The 17,166-nt window shown below is 70.6% G+C and carries 16 protein-coding genes and 1 pseudogene; 8 read left to right on the top strand and 9 right to left on the bottom strand.

Annotation, left to right across the window (positions count from 1 at the left end; all coding sequences use genetic code 11):
* Positions 1–71: 71 nt before the first annotated feature.
* Positions 72–1,556 (bottom strand): IucA/IucC family protein, encoded by a 1,485-nt coding sequence (locus tag ABZT02_RS37550; RefSeq protein WP_356025938.1) that lies wholly within the window; start codon positions 1,554–1,556, stop codon positions 72–74.
* A gap of 72 nt (positions 1,557–1,628) precedes the next feature.
* Between ABZT02_RS37550 and ABZT02_RS37545 the strand changes: the two genes are divergently transcribed.
* Positions 1,629–3,146 (top strand): IucA/IucC family protein, encoded by a 1,518-nt coding sequence (locus tag ABZT02_RS37545; protein ID WP_356025936.1) that lies wholly within the window; start codon positions 1,629–1,631, stop codon positions 3,144–3,146.
* A 28-nt stretch (positions 3,147–3,174) separates the two neighbouring features.
* On the opposite strand, the gene ABZT02_RS37540 is transcribed toward ABZT02_RS37545, so the two are convergent.
* Both ABZT02_RS37540 and ABZT02_RS37535 read right to left on the bottom strand, forming a co-directional pair.
* Positions 3,175–3,831: a hypothetical protein gene (locus tag ABZT02_RS37540; protein ID WP_356025934.1), complete on the bottom strand. Its 657-nt coding sequence runs from the start codon at positions 3,829–3,831 to the stop codon at positions 3,175–3,177.
* Complete coding sequence (locus ABZT02_RS37535; RefSeq protein WP_356026136.1) at positions 3,828–4,706, bottom strand: ABC transporter ATP-binding protein; 879 nt, start codon at positions 4,704–4,706, stop codon at positions 3,828–3,830. Before ABZT02_RS37535 ends, ABZT02_RS37540 begins: the two co-directional genes overlap by 4 nt.
* A gap of 183 nt (positions 4,707–4,889) precedes the next feature.
* Here ABZT02_RS37535 and ABZT02_RS37530 point away from each other — a divergent pair, with 183 nt between their 5' ends.
* Both ABZT02_RS37530 and ABZT02_RS37525 read left to right on the top strand, forming a co-directional pair.
* Positions 4,890–5,153 (top strand): hypothetical protein, encoded by a 264-nt coding sequence (locus tag ABZT02_RS37530; protein WP_356025932.1) that lies wholly within the window; start codon positions 4,890–4,892, stop codon positions 5,151–5,153.
* A 75-nt stretch (positions 5,154–5,228) separates the two neighbouring features.
* Complete coding sequence (locus ABZT02_RS37525) at positions 5,229–6,794, top strand: multicopper oxidase family protein (RefSeq protein WP_356025930.1); 1,566 nt, start codon at positions 5,229–5,231, stop codon at positions 6,792–6,794.
* A gap of 213 nt (positions 6,795–7,007) precedes the next feature.
* On the opposite strand, the gene ABZT02_RS37520 is transcribed toward ABZT02_RS37525, so the two are convergent.
* Positions 7,008–7,427: an arsenate reductase ArsC gene (locus ABZT02_RS37520; RefSeq protein WP_356026134.1), complete on the bottom strand. Its 420-nt coding sequence runs from the start codon at positions 7,425–7,427 to the stop codon at positions 7,008–7,010.
* A 405-nt stretch (positions 7,428–7,832) separates the two neighbouring features.
* Here ABZT02_RS37520 and ABZT02_RS37515 point away from each other — a divergent pair, with 405 nt between their 5' ends.
* The 3 genes from ABZT02_RS37515 to ABZT02_RS37505 all read left to right on the top strand — a co-directional run bounded on the left by ABZT02_RS37515 (position 7,833) and on the right by ABZT02_RS37505 (position 9,515).
* Positions 7,833–8,141: a metalloregulator ArsR/SmtB family transcription factor gene (locus ABZT02_RS37515; protein ID WP_356025928.1), complete on the top strand. Its 309-nt coding sequence runs from the start codon at positions 7,833–7,835 to the stop codon at positions 8,139–8,141.
* Complete coding sequence (gene arsB / locus ABZT02_RS37510) at positions 8,138–9,250, top strand: ACR3 family arsenite efflux transporter (RefSeq protein ID WP_356025926.1); 1,113 nt, start codon at positions 8,138–8,140, stop codon at positions 9,248–9,250. Before ABZT02_RS37515 ends, arsB begins: the two co-directional genes overlap by 4 nt.
* A 142-nt stretch (positions 9,251–9,392) precedes the next feature.
* On the top strand, positions 9,393–9,515 hold the full coding sequence (locus ABZT02_RS37505) for a hypothetical protein (protein WP_356025925.1): 123 nt from the start codon (positions 9,393–9,395) through the stop codon (positions 9,513–9,515).
* 160 nt (positions 9,516–9,675) lie between these two features.
* Here the strand turns inward: ABZT02_RS37505 and ABZT02_RS37500 are convergent, their stop codons facing one another.
* Positions 9,676–10,062: a metalloregulator ArsR/SmtB family transcription factor gene (locus ABZT02_RS37500; RefSeq protein WP_356025924.1), complete on the bottom strand. Its 387-nt coding sequence runs from the start codon at positions 10,060–10,062 to the stop codon at positions 9,676–9,678.
* 204 nt (positions 10,063–10,266) lie between these two features.
* Here ABZT02_RS37500 and ABZT02_RS37495 point away from each other — a divergent pair, with 204 nt between their 5' ends.
* Entirely contained in the window at positions 10,267–11,634 is a 1,368-nt protein-coding gene (locus ABZT02_RS37495; RefSeq protein ID WP_356025921.1) for an FAD-dependent oxidoreductase, read from the top strand.
* Between the two features lie 97 nt (positions 11,635–11,731).
* On the opposite strand, the gene ABZT02_RS37490 is transcribed toward ABZT02_RS37495, so the two are convergent.
* The 3 genes from ABZT02_RS37490 to ABZT02_RS37480 all read right to left on the bottom strand — a co-directional run bounded on the left by ABZT02_RS37490 (position 11,732) and on the right by ABZT02_RS37480 (position 14,985).
* Positions 11,732–12,460: a spermidine synthase gene (locus ABZT02_RS37490; RefSeq protein WP_356025919.1), complete on the bottom strand. Its 729-nt coding sequence runs from the start codon at positions 12,458–12,460 to the stop codon at positions 11,732–11,734.
* A 108-nt stretch (positions 12,461–12,568) separates the two neighbouring features.
* On the bottom strand, positions 12,569–14,254 hold the full coding sequence (locus tag ABZT02_RS37485) for a ribonuclease J (protein ID WP_356025916.1): 1,686 nt from the start codon (positions 14,252–14,254) through the stop codon (positions 12,569–12,571).
* 299 nt (positions 14,255–14,553) lie between these two features.
* Positions 14,554–14,985 carry a MerR family transcriptional regulator gene (locus ABZT02_RS37480; protein WP_356025914.1) on the bottom strand — a complete coding sequence of 144 codons (432 nt, stop codon included), beginning with the start codon at positions 14,983–14,985 and terminating at the stop codon, positions 14,554–14,556.
* A gap of 297 nt (positions 14,986–15,282) precedes the next feature.
* Between ABZT02_RS37480 and ABZT02_RS37475 the strand changes: the two genes are divergently transcribed.
* On the top strand, positions 15,283–16,803 hold the full coding sequence (locus ABZT02_RS37475) for a SulP family inorganic anion transporter (protein ID WP_356025912.1): 1,521 nt from the start codon (positions 15,283–15,285) through the stop codon (positions 16,801–16,803).
* 263 nt (positions 16,804–17,066) lie between these two features.
* On the opposite strand, the pseudogene ABZT02_RS37470 reads toward ABZT02_RS37475, so the two are convergent.
* A pseudogene (locus ABZT02_RS37470) lies at positions 17,067–17,166 on the bottom strand (3-isopropylmalate dehydratase small subunit); the annotation flags it as partial.

The raw sequence follows: 17,166 nt of genomic DNA, 5'->3' as shown, positions 1-17,166 counted from the left end.
TGCGCCGGGCTCCAAAACGGCCGCTCACCGGGCTGTCGAAACGGCCGCTCGCCGGGCTATGAAACGGCCGCTCAGAGAAGGGGGTTGGGAAGTTCGGTCCACTGGTCGCCCGGTGTCGCCGGGGAGAGCCGCATCAGCGTCAACGCCTTCGCGGGCAGCGGCTGTTCGAGCAGCGCGGCCAGATCGGGAGTGCGCGGAAGATCCCGTACGGCCGTCTGCAGCGCCCCTCGCAGCGCCGCCGCCGAACCCGCCGTACCCGCGAGGGCCCCGGCGACCAGGGAGCCGAACAGCTTGCGCCGCAGGGTCGTCACATCGTCCGTGACGACCCGTCCGGACAGTGCCGGAACGGGGACGCCGTGCCGTGCCAGTCTGGCCGGGCTGACCCGGATGTCGGCGAGGTCCCGGTAGACCAGCCCGAGCGGTGCGCCCGACTCCGACAGGACGACGAGGAGGTTCTGGCCGTGTGCCTCCAGGGCGACGCCCAGCTCCAGGAGCCGCAGCCCGACCGTGAGGGCCAGCCGGGCGAACTCGGCCAGCCATGCCGGGGATTCGGGCAGTTCGGTGGTGGCGAGGGCCGCCACCGGGAGGACCCGGTCACCGTACGCCTGCGGTGATTCGCGCAACACCGCTGCCAGATCGGGGGAGTCGGCCGTAACAGCCCCCAGCGTGCGGGTGAAGTGCAGGAGACCGCCCATACGCTCCGCCAGTGTCTCCGCGAACTCCGAGAGGGTCGCCGACATGCTGATCGAGTAGACGGAGATGTCCCGCACCGAGGACGTGAGCCGGGCACTCAACGCGGTCTTCACATGCGGTCCGCCCCTCAGGGCGAGGGTGCGCAGGGACATCAGCGGGTGCGCGTCGAGGCCCTCCGCCACGTGCCGCTTCAGCACATGTTCCGCCTGCCACGGGTGCACGGGCAGCAACAGCCGCTCACCGTCCCGCATCTGAGCCGGCCACGCGCCCGTCACCAGGCACTCGTCGGCCGGTACCGGCACGAACCCCAGCCGTACCACCGGTCGGTGCTCGGGGCCGTAGGCCAGCTGCTCTGCCACCGAGAAGCCGGGCCGGGACCGGCAGTTGGGGTGGTAGGGGTGCCCGTCGACGATCCGCTGCTCCCACTGCCAGTCGTGCGTGGGCCACTCCTGCGAGCGGGGCGGCTGCCCTGCCCTCGACAGCGCCAACGAGGCGACACTGTCGGCGAGTTCGGTCGCGAAGTCCGCTCCGTGCGGTACGCCGAGGTCGGTCATCAAACGCGCCGGATCCTCGTGCGCGACCTCGTCGAGCCGTACGACGGCGACCTGAGCGGCGGTGGCGAACGGGTCAGAATGCGGGCCGTGCAGCCGGCGGCCGTCCCGAAGGCGCAGGGTGACGCCCTCCCGGTCGGCCTCCCGACCCGTGACCCAGGGCAGCGGCTCGTGCGTGAGACCCCGCCACAGCCGGGTCAGCACGGCCGCGCGGGCGCCGGGCAGCTCGGCCGTGTACCGCGCCACGAGTTCGGGGCGTACGACGGCCAGCTCTTCGGCGAACTCGGCCTCGGCGGCGCGGGGACGGTGCACGGGGGACTCCTCGGGTACGACTGGTGTCACGGTGGGGCGTGACGGCAGACATACTGATCGTCATCGCCCCAGATGAACCGTAGAGAACGAGTGAACCGCGTGGATCTCCCGCCCCCGTCGGCCGACACCGCCGTCGCACACCGCGCCGACGCGTACGCGGCCGCGCCCCTGCTGAACTGCCTGCTGCGCGAGGTGGCCGTGCCGCTCCCGGAACCCGGCGAGCGCCCGGTCTACCGGCTGCCCGGCGGGCGACTGCTCAGGGCACGGGGCCACCGGCGGCCCGCCGAGCCCGAGGTGTACACCGGGGGTGGCTGGCGGCGGGTCGGTCACACCGAACTCGTGAAGCTGGTCGCCGAGGAACTGACCGGGCACACCGGCGTGTCCAACCACGAGCTGCCCGCCGAGATGATCGACAGCCGGGACGCGGTGGCCGCCCTGCTCACCGCCCGGGACCGGACGACGGCGCCCGCCGACCCGTATCTGCGCTCCGAGCAGTGCCTCGTCACCGGCCATCCCCACCACCCCGCTCCCAAGGCCCGCGGCGGCGGCCCCGTCGCCGCCTGGCTGCCGTACGCCCCCGAGGCCCATGCCCGTTTCCCGCTGGTCCTGCTCGGGGTGCGCGAGGACGCCGTCGTCGAGGAGGGCGACACCGCGGCCCTCGACACGCTCGGCGAGGCCCCGCCCGGCTACCGGCTGCTGCCGGCCCACCCCTGGCAGCTCGACCTGGTGCCCTGCGCGGAGGCCTTCGAGGACGGCCGCCTGATCCGGCTGGGCACGACCGACTTCGAGACCTGGCCGACGGCGGCGATCCGCACGGTGTACGCCCCCACGCGCGACCTCTTCCTCAAGTTCAGTCTCGACGTCCGCATCACCAACGACATCCGGCGGCTCTGGCGTCACGACCTGCTCACACTCCGCCGTACGGATGAAGCGGCCACGAGCGCCTTCGCCGCGAGCCCCGGTACCGCCGCCTGGCTGAGCGACCGCGGCTACCGCACCGCCGACTTCGCCTTCGAGGAACTGGCCGTCCTGGTCCGCGACGGTCTGCGCGACCATGTGCGGCCCGGGACGACCCCGCTGCTCGCCGCGGCCCTGGTGGAGGGCTTCGAAGGCAACCCGCTCGACACCGCCGAGGATCCGGCGTCCTGGTGGAAGGCGTACCTGGGCGCGGTCGTCCCGCCCGCCCTCACCGCCTTCGCCGACCACGGCGTCGTACTCGAAGCGCATCTCCAGAACACCCTGGTCGCGGTGGACGCCGACGGTACGCCCGTGCAGGCGCTGTTCCGGGACGCGGAGGGCGTGAAACTACTGCCGGACGTCCCGCGCGCGGCCGGGTGGGAGCGGCTGGTCTACTGCCTGGTCGTGAACCACCTGTGCGAGGTCGCCGCGGCCCTCGCCGAACGCCGGCCCGGCTTCGACCCCTGGCCCGCCGCCCGTAGCGAACTGTCCCGCCACGACCTCCCCGAAGCCACCGCCCTCCTCACCGCGCCCACCCTTCCCGGCAAGACGAACCTGCTCCTGAGGTGGACCGGTGCGGACGGGGCGGACGCCCGCTACCTGCCACTGCCGAATCCACTGGCCGGCACGTGATCCGACGTACCCGCTGATGGACGCCGCCTCAGTTCCGTCTGAGGCCGACGGCCTGGGTGACCGCCACCGCCCCCGCCAGCACTCCGGCGGCGACGACCAGCAGGACGCCCGTGGACCCGAGGAGGTCCGCGGAGTCCGAGGCGTTCTGCAGATCGCCGAGCAGGATGTTGACCGGGGAGACACCCCTGCCCAGCAGCGCCGCCAACAGCAGGACCAGCGAGGCCACCAGGGCGTGACCCTGGCGCCGGAAGAGCAGACGCGAGCAGAGCACGCCGATCGCGATGCCGGTCAGAGCGCAGGTCAGCTGTGCCTCGACACCCAGCACCGCGTCGGCCGCGGTGAACGTGTGCGATCCGAACAGCAGCGGCAGGACCAGGCCCGCCGCCGTCAGCGGCAGACACCACAGCAGGGCCGTGCAGACAGACCCGAGCAGCACCCGCAGCCGGCTGCCCGCGGTGACGACGACGACCGAGCGGTGCGTCGGGTCCTCCAGACCGATCAGCGCCATGGTCGACCAGACCGAACACACCAGCATGGCCCCGGCCACCGAGCCGTAGGTGGCCGCGAGCGGCCCCGAGTCGCTGCTGGTCAGCACGGCCAGCAGACCGACGAACAGCAGCAGCGGCGCGAGATGGCGCTGGGAGAGCAGCAGCACCGTGAACATGTACCGGATCAGGGCGATCACAGGGCTGCCCTTCTCGCGGCCACGCGGGCGGCCTGCGCGTCGTCGGCCCTCGCGACACCCTCCACCGACCACCGGTGCCGCAGTGCCGTGAGCAGGACGGTGTCCGAGTGCTCGCGCGTCACCCGCAGGACGAGCGCCCCGCCCCGGCGCTCCGTGTCCAGCACGCCCGGCAGCCCGTACCAGTCCACGTCGGTGGGCGGGACGCCGGTGAGCGGAGCTGTCAGGACCAGTCGGACCTCCAGTGGCCGCCCTTCGGTGTGCGTCCCGCGCCGCCGGGTGACCTGGCCGTCACTGATGGCGTAGACGCCGGTGGCGTGCGTCTCGGCGATCGCCTCGCGGTGGTCGGTGAAGACCACGGCCCCGCCCCGGGCGGCCACTTTCTCGATGAACTCGGCGAGCACACCGTGGGCCGAGGCGTCCAGACCGGACCACGGCTCGTCGAGGACCAGCAGATCGGGTTCGACGAGCAGGGCCTGAGCCAGGGCCACCTTCTGCGCGTTGCCCTTGGACAGGGTGCGCAGCGGGGCGTCCCGGTCGCCCACCAGGGACAGTTGCTCCAGCAGCCGGCCGGCCCGGACGCGCGCCACCGCCCCCGACAGACCGCGGACCCGTCCCATGTGCGTGAGGTAGGAGAGCGCCGACATACGGTCGTGGGCGGTGAAACGGTCGGGTACGTAACCGATGGTCGGTGGGCGGCCCGAGACCGTCCCCGAGGTGGGCCGCGACACGCCCACGAGGATTCTCAGCAGGGTCGACTTCCCGGAGCCGTTGCCGCCCACCACCGCGAGGACGTCCTCGGCCGCGACCTCCAGGTCCACGTCCCGGAGAACCCAACGCCCCCTGCCGTAACGCTTGGTGAGTCCTTCGCACCGCATCGCGGACCGTAACAAGTCCACTCCTCATTCGCTGTCCGGTGAGCCGCTGAACGACATTGTCCTCCGAGTCCTGCGACAACTGGATCGGAACTACTCGGCCGGTGGTGCGCCAGCGCAATCGGTACCCCCTGGGGGTAAGGTGCTGCGTTATCACTCATCGGCGGGAACGGCACAGGTGATCTCATGGCGAGGCGAGCGGGGCGCGGCGGCGGGGCCGTCCGCTGGGCGTACGGGGTGATCGTCCTTCTGCGCGCCGCCCTGGCCGGGCTCGTCCACCATGAGGTGTCCGCGACCGGAGCTTCCCCGACGTCCCTCATCTCCGGCATACCGCAGACGGTCATGCCCGCCATGGTTCACGCCGCGCACGGCGTGCCCCGCGAGCACGAACCGTCCTTCTCCGGCTCCGCGACGCGCGATCTGTCCGTCCCGCCGCAGCTCTGCATATAGGCCGCCCGGGACGGCGCTCGATGCGCCGTGCCCTCCGCGCCCCCATCCGCAGTCGCACAGCAGAGGACAACGAAAATGGACAGCCTCGACCGCCGCTCCGTCCTGTTCGCCGGACTGGGAGCCGTCGGCGCGCTCGCCGTCTGCGGCAGCAACTCCAGTGCCGCCGCCAACACCCTGGTCAGCGCCTCCGGATCCGCGGTCGCCGCCGCCGGGAAAAAGCGGCCGGGCACCGGAAGGCAGCAGAAGCTCACCCTGACCGCCGCACCTGCGGTGATCGACCTGGGCGGTGGGGTCACGCCGAAGACCTGGGCCTTCGACGGCCGTCCCCTGGGCAAGGAGGTCCGGCTGTCCGTCGGCGACACCCTGGTCGCCGAGCTGTCCAACCAGCTCCCGAGCGGGGCCACCACGTCGGTCCACTGGCACGGCATCGCCGTACACAACGACATGGACGGCGTGCCGCCCGTCACCCAGCCCCTCGTCCAGACCGGCTCCACCTTCACCTACAGGTTCGTCGCGGACACCCCGGGCACCTACTTCCTCCACCCGCACGTCGGAGTCCAGCTCGACCGCGGCATGTACGCCCCGCTGATCGTCGAGGACCCGAACGAGTCCCTCGGTTACGACGACGAGTGGGTCGTCCTCCTCGACGACTGGCTCGACGGTGTCACCGGCACGCCGGACGAGGTCTTCGCGGAACTCCGGCACGGTATGGGCGATATGGGCGGCATGGGTGGCATGGACGGCATGGGGATGGGGGGCGACTCTGCCTCCCCATCCGCCTCCTCGTCAGGCGACATGTCGACGAAGTTCATGCTCATGGGTGCGACCAGCGCCCTGCTCGGCGGCGACGCCGGTGACGTGAAGTACCCGTACCACCTGATCAACAGCCGCGTCGCGACCGACCCGGACGTCTACACGAGCAGGCCCGGCCAGAGGGTGCGACTGCGGATCGTCAACGCCGGCTCGGACACCGCCTACCGTGTCGCCCTCGGCGGCCACAAGCTGACCATCACCCACACCGACGGCTTCCCGGTCCAGCATCAGGAGGTGGACGCCCTGCTGGTCGGCATGGGCGAGCGGTACGACGTCCTGGTCACCCTCGGCGACGGCGTCTTCCCGCTCGTGGCGCTCGCCGAGGGCAAGGATGCGAACGGCCTTGCCCTGGTGCGTACCGGCTCGGGGGGCAAGCCCTCGGCGACCGTCCGCCCGACGGAACTCGACGGCATGATCATGACGGCGTCCGAGCTGCGCGCCGTCGACGAGGTGCGCCTGGCGTCCGCCGAGACCGACGTCACGCACCGCATCAGGCTGACCGGCAACATGACGGAGTACAACTGGGCCATCAACGGCACGCCGTTCGACATGAACGATCCCGGGGCGCATCCCATCGTCGTCGAGGAGGGGCAGCGCGTACGGCTCGACTTCATCAACGGCACGGACATGTGGCACCCGGTGCACCTGCACGGCCACACGTACCAGATCGGCGATCTCGGCCCCCGCAAGGACACCGCGATCGTGCTGCCCAGTAGGAAGGTGTCCGTCTTCCTCGACGCCGACAACCCGGGCCAGTGGATGCTGCACTGCCACAACGCCTACCACGGTGAGGCGGGGATGATGGCGAATCTGGCCTATCGAGTCTGACCGCGCCCCGCGCACTCCACCTCCGGGCCGATACCCCCGCCGACGCCCTGCTGCAAGGGCACCGTGACCGCCGTGACCGCCGTGACCGGCCTGCGTGGCCAGCGCCCCGAACACGTGTCGTGTCAGACCAGCACAGCGCGGTCGGCCCGCGGCGGGGCCCCGGTCCTGGCGCCGGGCGGTGACCCGGTCGACGCGCCGATGTCGGTCAAGGGGTCACGCATGCTGCTGGGCATCGATCTCGGTGATCAGGGCCTCGATGCGGGCCCTGATCTCGTCGCGGATCGGACGGACGGACTCGACGCCCTTGCCCGCCGGGTCCTCCAGGGCCCAGTCGAGGTACTTCTTTCCCGGAAAGATCGGGCAGGCGTCGCCGCAGCCCATCGTGATGACGTAGTCGGACGCCTGGACGGCCTCGGTGGTCAGGATCTTCGGCGTGGCCTGGGAGATGTCGACGCCGACCTCCCTCATGGCCTCGACCGCGGCCGGGTTGACCTGCTCGCCCGGGACGGAGCCGGCGGAGCGGACCTCGACCCGGTCGCCCGCGAGATGGGACAGGAATCCGGCGGCCATCTGCGAGCGCCCGGCGTTGTGGACGCAGACGAACAGCACGGAGGCGAGCGGGCTGGAGGACATGGGTTCTTCCTTCGTGAGCGGAATCAGCAGGTGGTGCGGGATCGGGTACGGGGGGCAGTCGCTCGGCAGGGAGGCAAGCGGCTCGGTGAGGTGGCCGTCGATCGCGTCGCGGACGCCGCGGGCCACGGTGAGCGGGCCGTCCGCGGGGGCGGGGACCGGCCGGTCCTGGTAGCGGTGGCCCGGGACGACCGGGCAGGCGTTCACGCTTCCCGAGGTGACGGCGATGTCGGCGGCCTGTACAGCCTCGTCCGTCGGCGGCTCGGGGGAGGCGTCGTCGAGCAGGACAGGAGGTGGGGATGCGGTCACGGGATCCCCTTCGGGCGTTGGCCCCCATGGACGGGGTTACGGATCTCAAGCATCAGCCCGAGCTGGTATCAGCGTAGAGTGATGTGACAGTGTCAGTCCATGATGACGTCAGTCGACACTGATCTGATGCGAGTCCTCGCCGACCCGCTCCGCCTCCGGATCGTCACCCTCCTCGCCAAGGAGACGCTCTGCTCGACGCACCTGATCGAGGAGACCGGCGCCCGTCAGACCAACCTCTCCAACCACCTGAGAGTGCTGCGCGAGGCGGGTGTCGTGGAGACCGAACCGTGCGGACGCTTCACGTACTACAAGCTCAAGCCGGACGTCATGGCTTCTCTCGCCGGCCAGTTCGCCGACCTGGCCGAGTCCGCTCGTAGTGCCGCCGACAACAAGAGGGCCTGCCCGTGACCCGCACCGAAGCACCCGCGACGTCCACCTCCGGGGATTCCTCGGTCGTCGCGAAGCTGTCGACGCTCGATCGTTTCCTCGCCGTCTGGATCCTCGCCGCGATGGCCCTCGGTCTCGGTCTCGGCCGCGCCGTCCCCGGCCTCGACGACGCCCTGGCGAAGGTCGAGATCGGCGGCATCTCCCTGCCGATCGCCGTCGGCCTGCTGATCATGATGTACCCGGTCCTTGCCAAGGTCCGCTACGACAAGCTCGACGCCGTCACCGGCGACAAGAGGCTCATGGTCTCGTCGCTGGTCATCAACTGGATCGTCGGACCGGCCGTGATGTTCACGCTGGCCTGGATTTTCCTGCCGGACCTGCCCGAGTACCGCACCGGCCTGATCATCGTCGGCCTCGCCCGCTGCATCGCCATGGTCATCATCTGGAACGACCTCGCCTGCGGCGACCGCGAGGCGGCAGCCGTACTCGTGGCACTGAACTCCGTGTTCCAGGTCCTGGCGTTCGGCCTCCTGGGCTGGTTCTACCTCGACCTGCTGCCCGGCTGGCTGAACCTGGGCGACGGCGAGCACCTGGACATCTCGATGTGGAAGATCGCCCTGAACGTCGTCATCTTCCTCGGCGTCCCCCTGCTGGCCGGCTTCCTCACCCGCCGGATCGGTGAGAAGAAGCTGGGACGCGACCGCTACGAGTCCGGCTTCCTTCCGAAGATCGGCCCCTGGGCGCTGTACGGCCTGCTCTTCACGATCGTCGTCCTCTTCGCCCTGCAGGGAAGGACGATCACCTCGCAGCCGCTGGACGTGGCGCGTATCGCGCTGCCCCTGCTGGTGTACTTCGCGGTCATGTGGTTCGGCACCTTCGCCCTCGGCAAGACCATCGGTCTGGCCTACGACCGCACCGCGACGCTCGCCTTCACCGCGGCCGGCAACAACTTCGAGCTGGCCATCGCGGTCGCCATCGCCACCTTCGGCGTCACCTCCGGCCAGGCCCTGTCCGGCGTGGTCGGCCCGCTGATCGAGGTGCCGGTCCTGGTCGCGCTCGTCCACGTGTCGCTGGCCTGGCGGAGGAAGTTGACGGTGGGCGTCGCCGAGCCGGGGGAGGTGACGCGCTGAACTTCCTGGACTGCACCGGCATCGGCGCGGAGGTCACCGCGGCCGGAACCGGCGCACAGGGCGAAGCCGCCGTGCGCGCCGTCGACTTCCCCAGCCCTTCCTGACCTGGACGAAGCCGATCTCCCGGCCGGTGGCCCATGTGGTGGCATATCCGCGCGACTACGAGAAGCGGTACGAGCCGGACGTACGGCGGCCGGTCCGCGTGCTGGGCGTACACCGGGACGTGCGGGTGGTGACTGAGTACTCGCCGCAGGGTGGGACCTGACCGACGTGTCCGCCGTCGAAGAAGGTGAGTCGCCGCGCTGCTTGTTGCGCGTGACGCAGATCGCCCGCTCAAGCGACGCCGGGGCCAGGCCAGGCGGTCCCGACATCATCCGTCGGGCCTGCTCGGCCTGCTCGGTCTGCCCGGCGGGAGCGTACGGAGGTCAGGCCGCGGTCGGCACCACGGTGAGCAGCTTGCCCATGGCGGTCAGCACGGAGGGCTCGACGCGGTAGTACACCCAGGTCCCGCGCCGCTCGGACGTCAGCAGCCCGGCCTCCTTGAGCTTCTTCAAGTGGTGCGAGACCGTCGGCTGGGACACACCGACGTCGGAGATGTCGCACACGCACGCCTCGCCGCTCTCGTGCGAGGCGACCGCCGAGAACAGCCGCAGCCGCACCGGATCGCCCAGCGCCTTGAACATCCGCGCTGCCGTCTCGGCCTCCTCCGCGGTGAACGGGCGCTCGGTCAGCGGCGGACAGCAGGGCGCCACGGCCTCGGGTCCGTCGGATGTCTCGGGTTCGAGCAACGGCAGCACCTTCGTATTCGACATGCGTCTATGTTGACATACGTCGAACCAGGCGGACCAGAGGGCGGGTCGGGCTGCGAGCGAGGCTATGCGGACGCCACGGCTCCCCGCCCTGATTCGGTGAATGTCTATGTTGACGTTCGTCGATACAGGTGCCATCCTGGGTCACGCAAGACATAGACAGACGTCGATACAAAGGGGAACGCCGCGGCTGTGTCCACTGACAGCGTGCCGACCACCGATCAACTGCCCGTCGTGGTCATCGGCGCCGGCCCGATCGGTCTCGCTGCGGCCGCCCATCTCAGCGAGCGCGGCCTGAACCCGCTGGTCCTGGAAGCCGGCCCCTCCGCCGGCACCGCCGTACGCGACTGGGCGCACGTCCGCCTGTTCTCCCCGTGGGCCGAGGTCACCGACCCGGCCGCCGAGAAGCTCCTTGCCCCGACCGGCTGGGTCCGCCCCGACGGCGCCACCTACCCCACCGGCGGCGACTGGGCGGACCACTACCTCCAGCCGCTCGCCGACGCCCTCGCCGACAAGATCCGTTACGGCGTCACCGTGACGGGCGTGGCCCGCGCGGGGCGGGATCGGATCGTCGACGCCGACCGCGACCAGCAGCCCTTCACCGTCCATGTCCACTCGGCCGACGGCGGTGAGGAACGCATCACCGCCCGCGCCGTCATCGATGCCTCCGGAACCTGGACCATCCCCAGCCCGATGGGCGCGGACGGCCTGCCCGCCCTCGGCGAGAAGGCGGCGGCCGACCGCGTCTCCTACCGCGTCCCCGACCTGAAGGACCCCGCCGTCCGCGCCCGGTACGCGGGCAGGCGCACCGCCGTCATCGGCTCGGGCGCCTCCGCCTTCACCGCCCTCGCCCACCTCGCCGACCTGGCCGAGGAGGAGGACGGGACGTACGCGGCCTGGATCCTGCGCCGTGGCCTCACCGGGTCCACCTACGGCGGCGGCGAGGCCGACCAACTCCCCGCCCGCGGCGCCCTCGGCCTGCGCGCCAAGGCGGCCGTCGAGGCCGGCCACGCCGGCGCGGTCACCGGCTTCCGTACGCGGGCTGTGCACCGCGACGGCGACCAACTGGTCCTCGCCGCCGAGGACGGCCGCCGCCTGGACCCGGTCGACGAGGTCATCGTCCTCACCGGCCTCCGTCCCGACCTGTCCTTCCTCTCCGGACTCCGCCTCGGCCTCGACGAACGCCTCCAGGCACCCACCGCACTGGCCCCGCTCATCGACCCGAACGTCCACTCCTGCGGCACCGTCTATCCGCACGGGGTCAACGAGCTCTCCCACCCGGAGAAGGACGTCTACCTGGTCGGCATGAAGTCCTACGGCCGTGCTCCCACGTTCCTCGCGATGACCGGTTACGAGCAGGTCCGCTCCATCGCCGCGGCGATCGCCGGCGACCAGGCGGCGGCGGAACGCGTCGAGTTGACCCTGCCGGAGACCGGCGTCTGCGGAGGTGCCGGCCTGTTCGACGAGCCCGAGGGGGCGGGGAGCGGCGAGGGCGGGAGCTGCTGCGCGGCTCCGGCCACCCTGCGGATCGGCGTCGGCGTCCCGGCCACGTCCGGCGACCTCCCACCACGGTGAACGATCTCGACGCCCGCGATGACGGCACGTCTGGTCCGCGGCTCCCTGTTCCTCGTTCCTGGTCGCGAGTACCTACTAGGCACCGCGGCGCTGGGCCCTAAGGCGTGACGGGTGCCTTGCCGGCCAGGTAGACCGTGTTGGTCGCGGTGCCGCCTTGCAGCGGGTTGTCGAACTCGACGACGTGGGCCGCCACTTGGGCGAAGACCGCGCTGAGCGTGGTGGTGAACTGGTCGTCGGGCGGATCGTTCGACCACAGGGCGAACAGGCCGTCGGGGTGCAGATGCCCGGCCAGGGCGCGGAGCCCGGCGGGCTCGTAGAGCGCCGCGTGACGTGGGTGGAGAACATGACGCGGTGAGTGGTCGACATCCAGCAGGATGGCGTGGAAGCGGCGGCCGGGCTGCTCCGGGTCCAGGCCGTGGGGATCGGCGGCCATGGCGAAGAAGTCACCGTGCACCAGGCGGCAGCGGGTGTCCGACGTCAGCCGGGCACCTAGCGGCACCAGGCCGCGGCGATGCCAGTCGATGACTTCGGCGAGCGCGTCGATCACCGTCAGCGAGCGGACCCGGGGGTCGTCCAGCGCCGCCCCAGCGGTGTAGCCGAGCCCCAGGCCGCCGACCGCCACGTCCAGTTCGGCGCCCGGCAGCTTGGCCAGGGCGAGTTCCGCCAGCGCGATCTCGCCGGCGGTGAAGAGGCTGGACATCAGGAACTCGTCGCCGAGCTTCACCTCGTACACGTCCTCGCCCGACTCCGGATGGCGGCGCCGGCGCAGGCTGATGTCGCCGATCGGCGTCGGTCGCCAGTCGATCTCCTCGAAACGCAGGCCCATCCGTTCACCTTTCCGGCGTTGGCGTCGTGGTGCTGGTGCCGGCATCCGGCGGGGTGGCGCCTGTCCGTCACTGCCTGGGCGCAGTGACGGACTCGGGGCGCGGTCCGGTCAGGCGTCGATGATGACGGGGATGATGAGAGGCCTGCGGCGGTGGGTGCGGAACGCCCAGTTCGCCACGGCCCGGGCGAGGAGCTGTTCGAGCTGATGCGCGTCCCCGACGCCTTCCTCGGCCGCGGTGGCCAGGGTCTTCTCGATGACGGGGACGACCGGCTCGAAGGTGGTGTCGTCGTGGACGAACCCGCGGGCCAGGAAGTCGGGGGCCTCGGCGAGGGCACCGGTGTCCGCGTCGACGATCGCCACCACCGTGACCACGCCCTCGGCGGCCAGGGTGAGGCGGTCCTTCAGGGATGCTTCGGTGGCGCCGCCGACTTCCATGCCGTCCACGTAGACGTTCCCGGCGGGAACCTTGCCGGTGATGGACGCGCGCCCGTCGACGAGGTCCACGACGACACCGTCCTCGGCGATGACGACCCGGTCGGGGTCGACACCGGTACGGATGGCGAGGTCGCCGTTGGCCCGCAGGTGACGCCATTCGCCGTGCACGGGCATGACGTTGCGGGGCTTGACGATGTTGTAGCAGTAGACGAGTTCGCCGGCGCTGGCGTGCCCCGAGACGTGCACCTTGGCGTTGCCCTTGTGGACGACGTGGGCGCCCCACCGGGTCAGTCCGTTGATCACCCGGTAGATGGCGTTCTCGTTCCCGGGGATGAGGGAGCTGGCGAGCAGGACGGTGTCGCCCTTGCCGATGCGGATCTGGTGGTCGCGGGTGGCCATCCGCGACAGCGCGGCCATCGGTTCGCCCTGGGAGCCGGTGCACACCAGAGTGATCCTGTGGTCCGGGAGCTTCTCCAGCTCCTTGGTGCTCACGACCAGACCGGACGGGACCTTCAGATAGCCCAGGTCACGGGCGATGCCCATGTTGCGGACCATCGAACGGCCGACGAAGGCGACCTTGCGGCCGTGCTGGTGGGCGGCGTCCAGGACCTGCTGGATACGGTGCACATGGCTGGCGAAGCTGGAGACGATGACCCGGCGCGGCGCGGTACGCATCACCTGCTCGATCGCCGGGTTCAGCTCACGCTCGGAGGTGGTGAAGCCCGGTACCTCGGCGTTGGTGGAGTCGGTGAGGAACAGGTCCACGCCCTCCTCGCCGAGGCGGGCGAAGGCGCGCAGATCGGTGATGCGGTCGTCGAGGGGGAACTGGTCCATCTTGAAGTCGCCGGTGTGCAGCACCATCCCGGCCCCGGTGCGGATCGCGACCGCGAGGCCGTCCGGGATGGAGTGGTTGACCGCGACGAACTCGCAGTCGAACGGCCCGAACCCGCGCCGGTCGCCCTCCCGCACCCGCACCGTGCGCGGCCGGATGCCGTGTTCCTTGAGCTTGGCCTCCAGGAACGCCAGCGTCAGCTTGGAGCCGACGACGGGAATGTCGGACCGTTCCCGCAACAGGTACGGCACGCCGCCGATGTGGTCCTCGTGCCCATGGGTGAGCACCACGGCCACGACGTCGTCCAGCCGGTCCCGGATCGAGGTGAAGTCCGGCAGGATCACGTCCACGCCGGGCTGGGTCTCCTCGGGGAACAGCACGCCGCAGTCGACGATCAGCAGCTTGCCGGCATGCTCGAAGACCGTCATGTTGCGGCCGATCTCACCCAGACCGCCCAGGGCGACGACGCGCAGCCCTCCCTCGGGAAGAGGCGGGGCAGCTTTCAGTTCGGGGTGTGGATGGCTCATACCTTGACGTTACCCGGAGAGTGGGACGTGTTGATCCACCGCCTGCTGTGTGATCTTCACTTCCCCACGGCGGGGACAGTCACAGCGGGTGCCCCGGCACGATCTCGGCCGTTCGCCAGAAAGCCGCGGCGGCGCCGCCATGGACGAGGGCGGCAGCCAGGGCGAAGCCGCATCTGCTTCCACTCACTCGCGAACCAACCCTGACGTGACGGTAGGTCCAGCCGCGCCGTCAAGCGGAGGGACGGTCCACCGCCCGGACCTGGCCTCCTGCCGTGAGCCGCGTCGGGCAGGACTTCGGTTCAGGCGCCGGAGCGGTGGAAGGAACGGACGTCGGCCCGCAGACGGCGGCGCAGGGTGGCGGCGAAGTCCTCGGCCATCTCCAGGCGAGCGCGCAGCGTCTCGCAGCGCGCGTCGGCCACCTTGCGGTACGAGTCCAGCCGCTCCCTCAGGCGCTGGAGCTCTTCGCCGGCGGGCATGCTGTCGTCGGTGGCGGCGAGCCGGTCGGTGATCTCCAGCAGGTCCCGCATCTCCTCCAGGGAGAAGTCCAGCGGCTTCATCCGGCGGATCACCATCAGCCGCTCCACGTCGGCCTCCGTGTACAGCCGGAAGCCGCCTTTGCTGCGGGCGGAGGGGAGGACGAGGTCGACCTCCTCGTAGTGGCGGATCGTGCGCAGCGACAACCCGGTTCGCTCGGCCACCTCGCCGATCTGCATGTGCCGCTGATCCGTCATCGCCCCATGATCCCCTGTCGCACTCTGCCCTCACGTCAGGGTAGAGTTTTACGTGTTCGCCCGCACAGTACAGGGGGATGCAGGGGGAACCGGCCACAGCGCGAGCCCGACCGGGCCCCGGTGGCATCCGAAGACTTCCGGGCCATGATGCCCGACCGGCAGCCGGACGGCCGCCACACAGATCGGCCGGGCCCCGCTGATGCGGCCGGGCCGCCGAGATTCCGCCCCTGACTGCGCGGAGTCGTGTACGACGCGCGCGTCCCCGCCGGTGATCCGCGCCCGAACAGAAACGGTTGCATGTCCTCACCGCTGTCCGCGGCCTCCGAGCTGCGCGCCCGCTTCTCCAAGAACGCGGTCAAGCCCGACTGGCTCGGCTCCCCGAAGATCCTGCGCACCGAGGTGCTGGCCGGCCTGGTCGTCGCCCTCGCCCTGATCCCCGAGGCGATCTCGTTCTCGATCATCGCCGGGGTCGACCCGAGCGTCGGCCTGTTCGCCTCCTTCACCATGGCCGTCGTCATCTCGGTCGTCGGCGGACGCAAGGCCATGATCTCCGCCGCGACCGGCGCGGTCGCCCTGGTCATCGCCCCGCTCAACCACAAGTACGGCCTCAGCTACCTGGTCGCGGCCGTCATCCTCGCCGGCGTCTTCCAGATGATCCTGGGCGCGCTGGGGGTGGCCAAGCTGATGCGGTTCGTGCCGCGCAGCGTGATGGTCGGCTTCGTCAACGCCCTCGCCATCATGATCTTCATGGCGCAGGTGCCCGAGATGCACGACGTGCCGTGGCCCGTCTACCCGCTGATCGCCGCCGGTCTGGCGCTGATGGTGTTCTTCCCGAGGGTCACCAGGGTGATCCCGGCCCCGCTGGTCTCCATCGTCATCCTGACCGTGATCACCGTCGCGGCCGGCATCGCCGTCCCGACCGTAGGCGACAAGGGCGAGCTGCCCTCCTCGCTGCCCGTGCCGGGACTGCCGGACGTGCCCTTCACCCCGCACACGCTGACCGTCATCGCACCGTACGCGCTCGCCATGGCACTGGTGGGCCTGATGGAGTCGATGATGACGGCCAAGCTGGTCGACGACATCACCGACACCCGCTCCAACAAGACCCGCGAGGCGATCGGCCAGGGCGTCGCCAACATCGTCACCGGCTTCTTCGGCGGCATGGGCGGCTGCGCGATGATCGGCCAGACGATGATCAACGTCAAGGTGTCCGGCGCCCGCACCCGCCTGTCCACCTTCCTGGCGGGTTCCTTCCTGATGGTGCTGTGCGTGGTCTTCGGCCCGGTCGTCTCCGACATCCCCATGGCCGCCCTCGTCGCCGTCATGGTCATGGTGTCGGTGGGCACGTTCGACTGGCACTCCATCGCCCCGAAGACCCTCCGGCGCATGCCGCTGGGGGAGACGGTCGTCATGGTCGTCACCGTGGTCGTCGTGGTCGCCACCTCCAACCTCGCCATCGGTGTCGTCGTCGGCTCCGTCACGGCCATGGTCGTCTTCGCCAAGCGCGTGGCCCACCTGGCCGACGTCACCTCGGTCACCGATCCGGACGGCACCCAGGTCGTCTACTCGGTCACCGGCGAGCTGTTCTTCGCCTCCTCCAACGACCTCGTCTACCAGTTCGACTACAAGGACGACCCCGACGACGTCGTCATCGACCTCTCCGGAACCCATATCTGGGACGCCTCATCGGTCGCCGCCCTCGACGCCATCGAGACCAAGTACGCCCAGCGCGGCAAGAAGGTCACCATCGTCGGCCTGAACGAGCCCAGCGCCACCATGCACGAGCGCCTCGCCGGCCGTCTGACCTCCGGTCACTGACCCAACCGGCCGCCAACCGGCGGCTCGGGCACTCCTCCCCGACGATCACCCTCGGTTACTATGCTCACTCCATGCCGGAAGCCGGCAGCGAGGGGCCGGCGGGTGATTCCCGCCACGGGCGGCGTTGCGCGGCAGGAGCTGACTGCCCGCTGCTGTGCCTTGCGCACGGCGTAGCGACCCTTGACGGACAGGCTGGCTTAGACCACGGCGAGCGTCGGCTCGCCCGGGGCGGTCACTTGCGTTAGTGCTGTGCCGGATCGAAGTCAGACCTGCAGCGTCCGCGGCTTGTACGAGGGCCGCTTGGCCTCGTACGCGGCGATGTCGGGCTCGTTCTGGAGGGTGATGGAGATGTCGTCCAGGCCG

This window comes from Streptomyces sp. NPDC005402 (genome assembly GCF_040606575.1).
Classification (GTDB): Bacteria; Actinomycetota; Actinomycetes; order Streptomycetales; family Streptomycetaceae; genus Streptomyces.
Note: the sequence above shows the minus strand (reverse complement) of the source record. Positions and strands in the feature narration are given on the sequence as shown.

Bases quoted from the DNA above. Each gene is read 5' to 3' on its own strand.
- ABZT02_RS37545 (WP_356025936.1), top strand. From the start codon at position 1,629: ATGAACCGTAGAGAACGAGTGAACCGCGTGGATCTCCCGCCCCCGTCG.
- ABZT02_RS37475 (WP_356025912.1), top strand. From the start codon at position 15,283: ATGTCCTCACCGCTGTCCGCGGCCTCCGAGCTGCGCGCCCGCTTCTCC.
- ABZT02_RS37525 (WP_356025930.1), top strand. From the start codon at position 5,229: ATGGACAGCCTCGACCGCCGCTCCGTCCTGTTCGCCGGACTGGGAGCC.
- ABZT02_RS37500 (WP_356025924.1), bottom strand. From the start codon at position 10,062: ATGTCGAATACGAAGGTGCTGCCGTTGCTCGAACCCGAGACATCCGAC.
- ABZT02_RS37480 (WP_356025914.1), bottom strand. From the start codon at position 14,985: ATGACGGATCAGCGGCACATGCAGATCGGCGAGGTGGCCGAGCGAACC.
- ABZT02_RS37490 (WP_356025919.1), bottom strand. From the start codon at position 12,460: ATGGGCCTGCGTTTCGAGGAGATCGACTGGCGACCGACGCCGATCGGC.
- ABZT02_RS37515 (WP_356025928.1), top strand. From the start codon at position 7,833: ATGATGACGTCAGTCGACACTGATCTGATGCGAGTCCTCGCCGACCCG.
- ABZT02_RS37485 (WP_356025916.1), bottom strand. From the start codon at position 14,254: ATGAGCCATCCACACCCCGAACTGAAAGCTGCCCCGCCTCTTCCCGAG.
- ABZT02_RS37520 (WP_356026134.1), bottom strand. From the start codon at position 7,427: ATGTCCTCCAGCCCGCTCGCCTCCGTGCTGTTCGTCTGCGTCCACAAC.
- ABZT02_RS37535 (WP_356026136.1), bottom strand. From the start codon at position 4,706: ATGCGGTGCGAAGGACTCACCAAGCGTTACGGCAGGGGGCGTTGGGTT.
- ABZT02_RS37530 (WP_356025932.1), top strand. From the start codon at position 4,890: ATGGCGAGGCGAGCGGGGCGCGGCGGCGGGGCCGTCCGCTGGGCGTAC.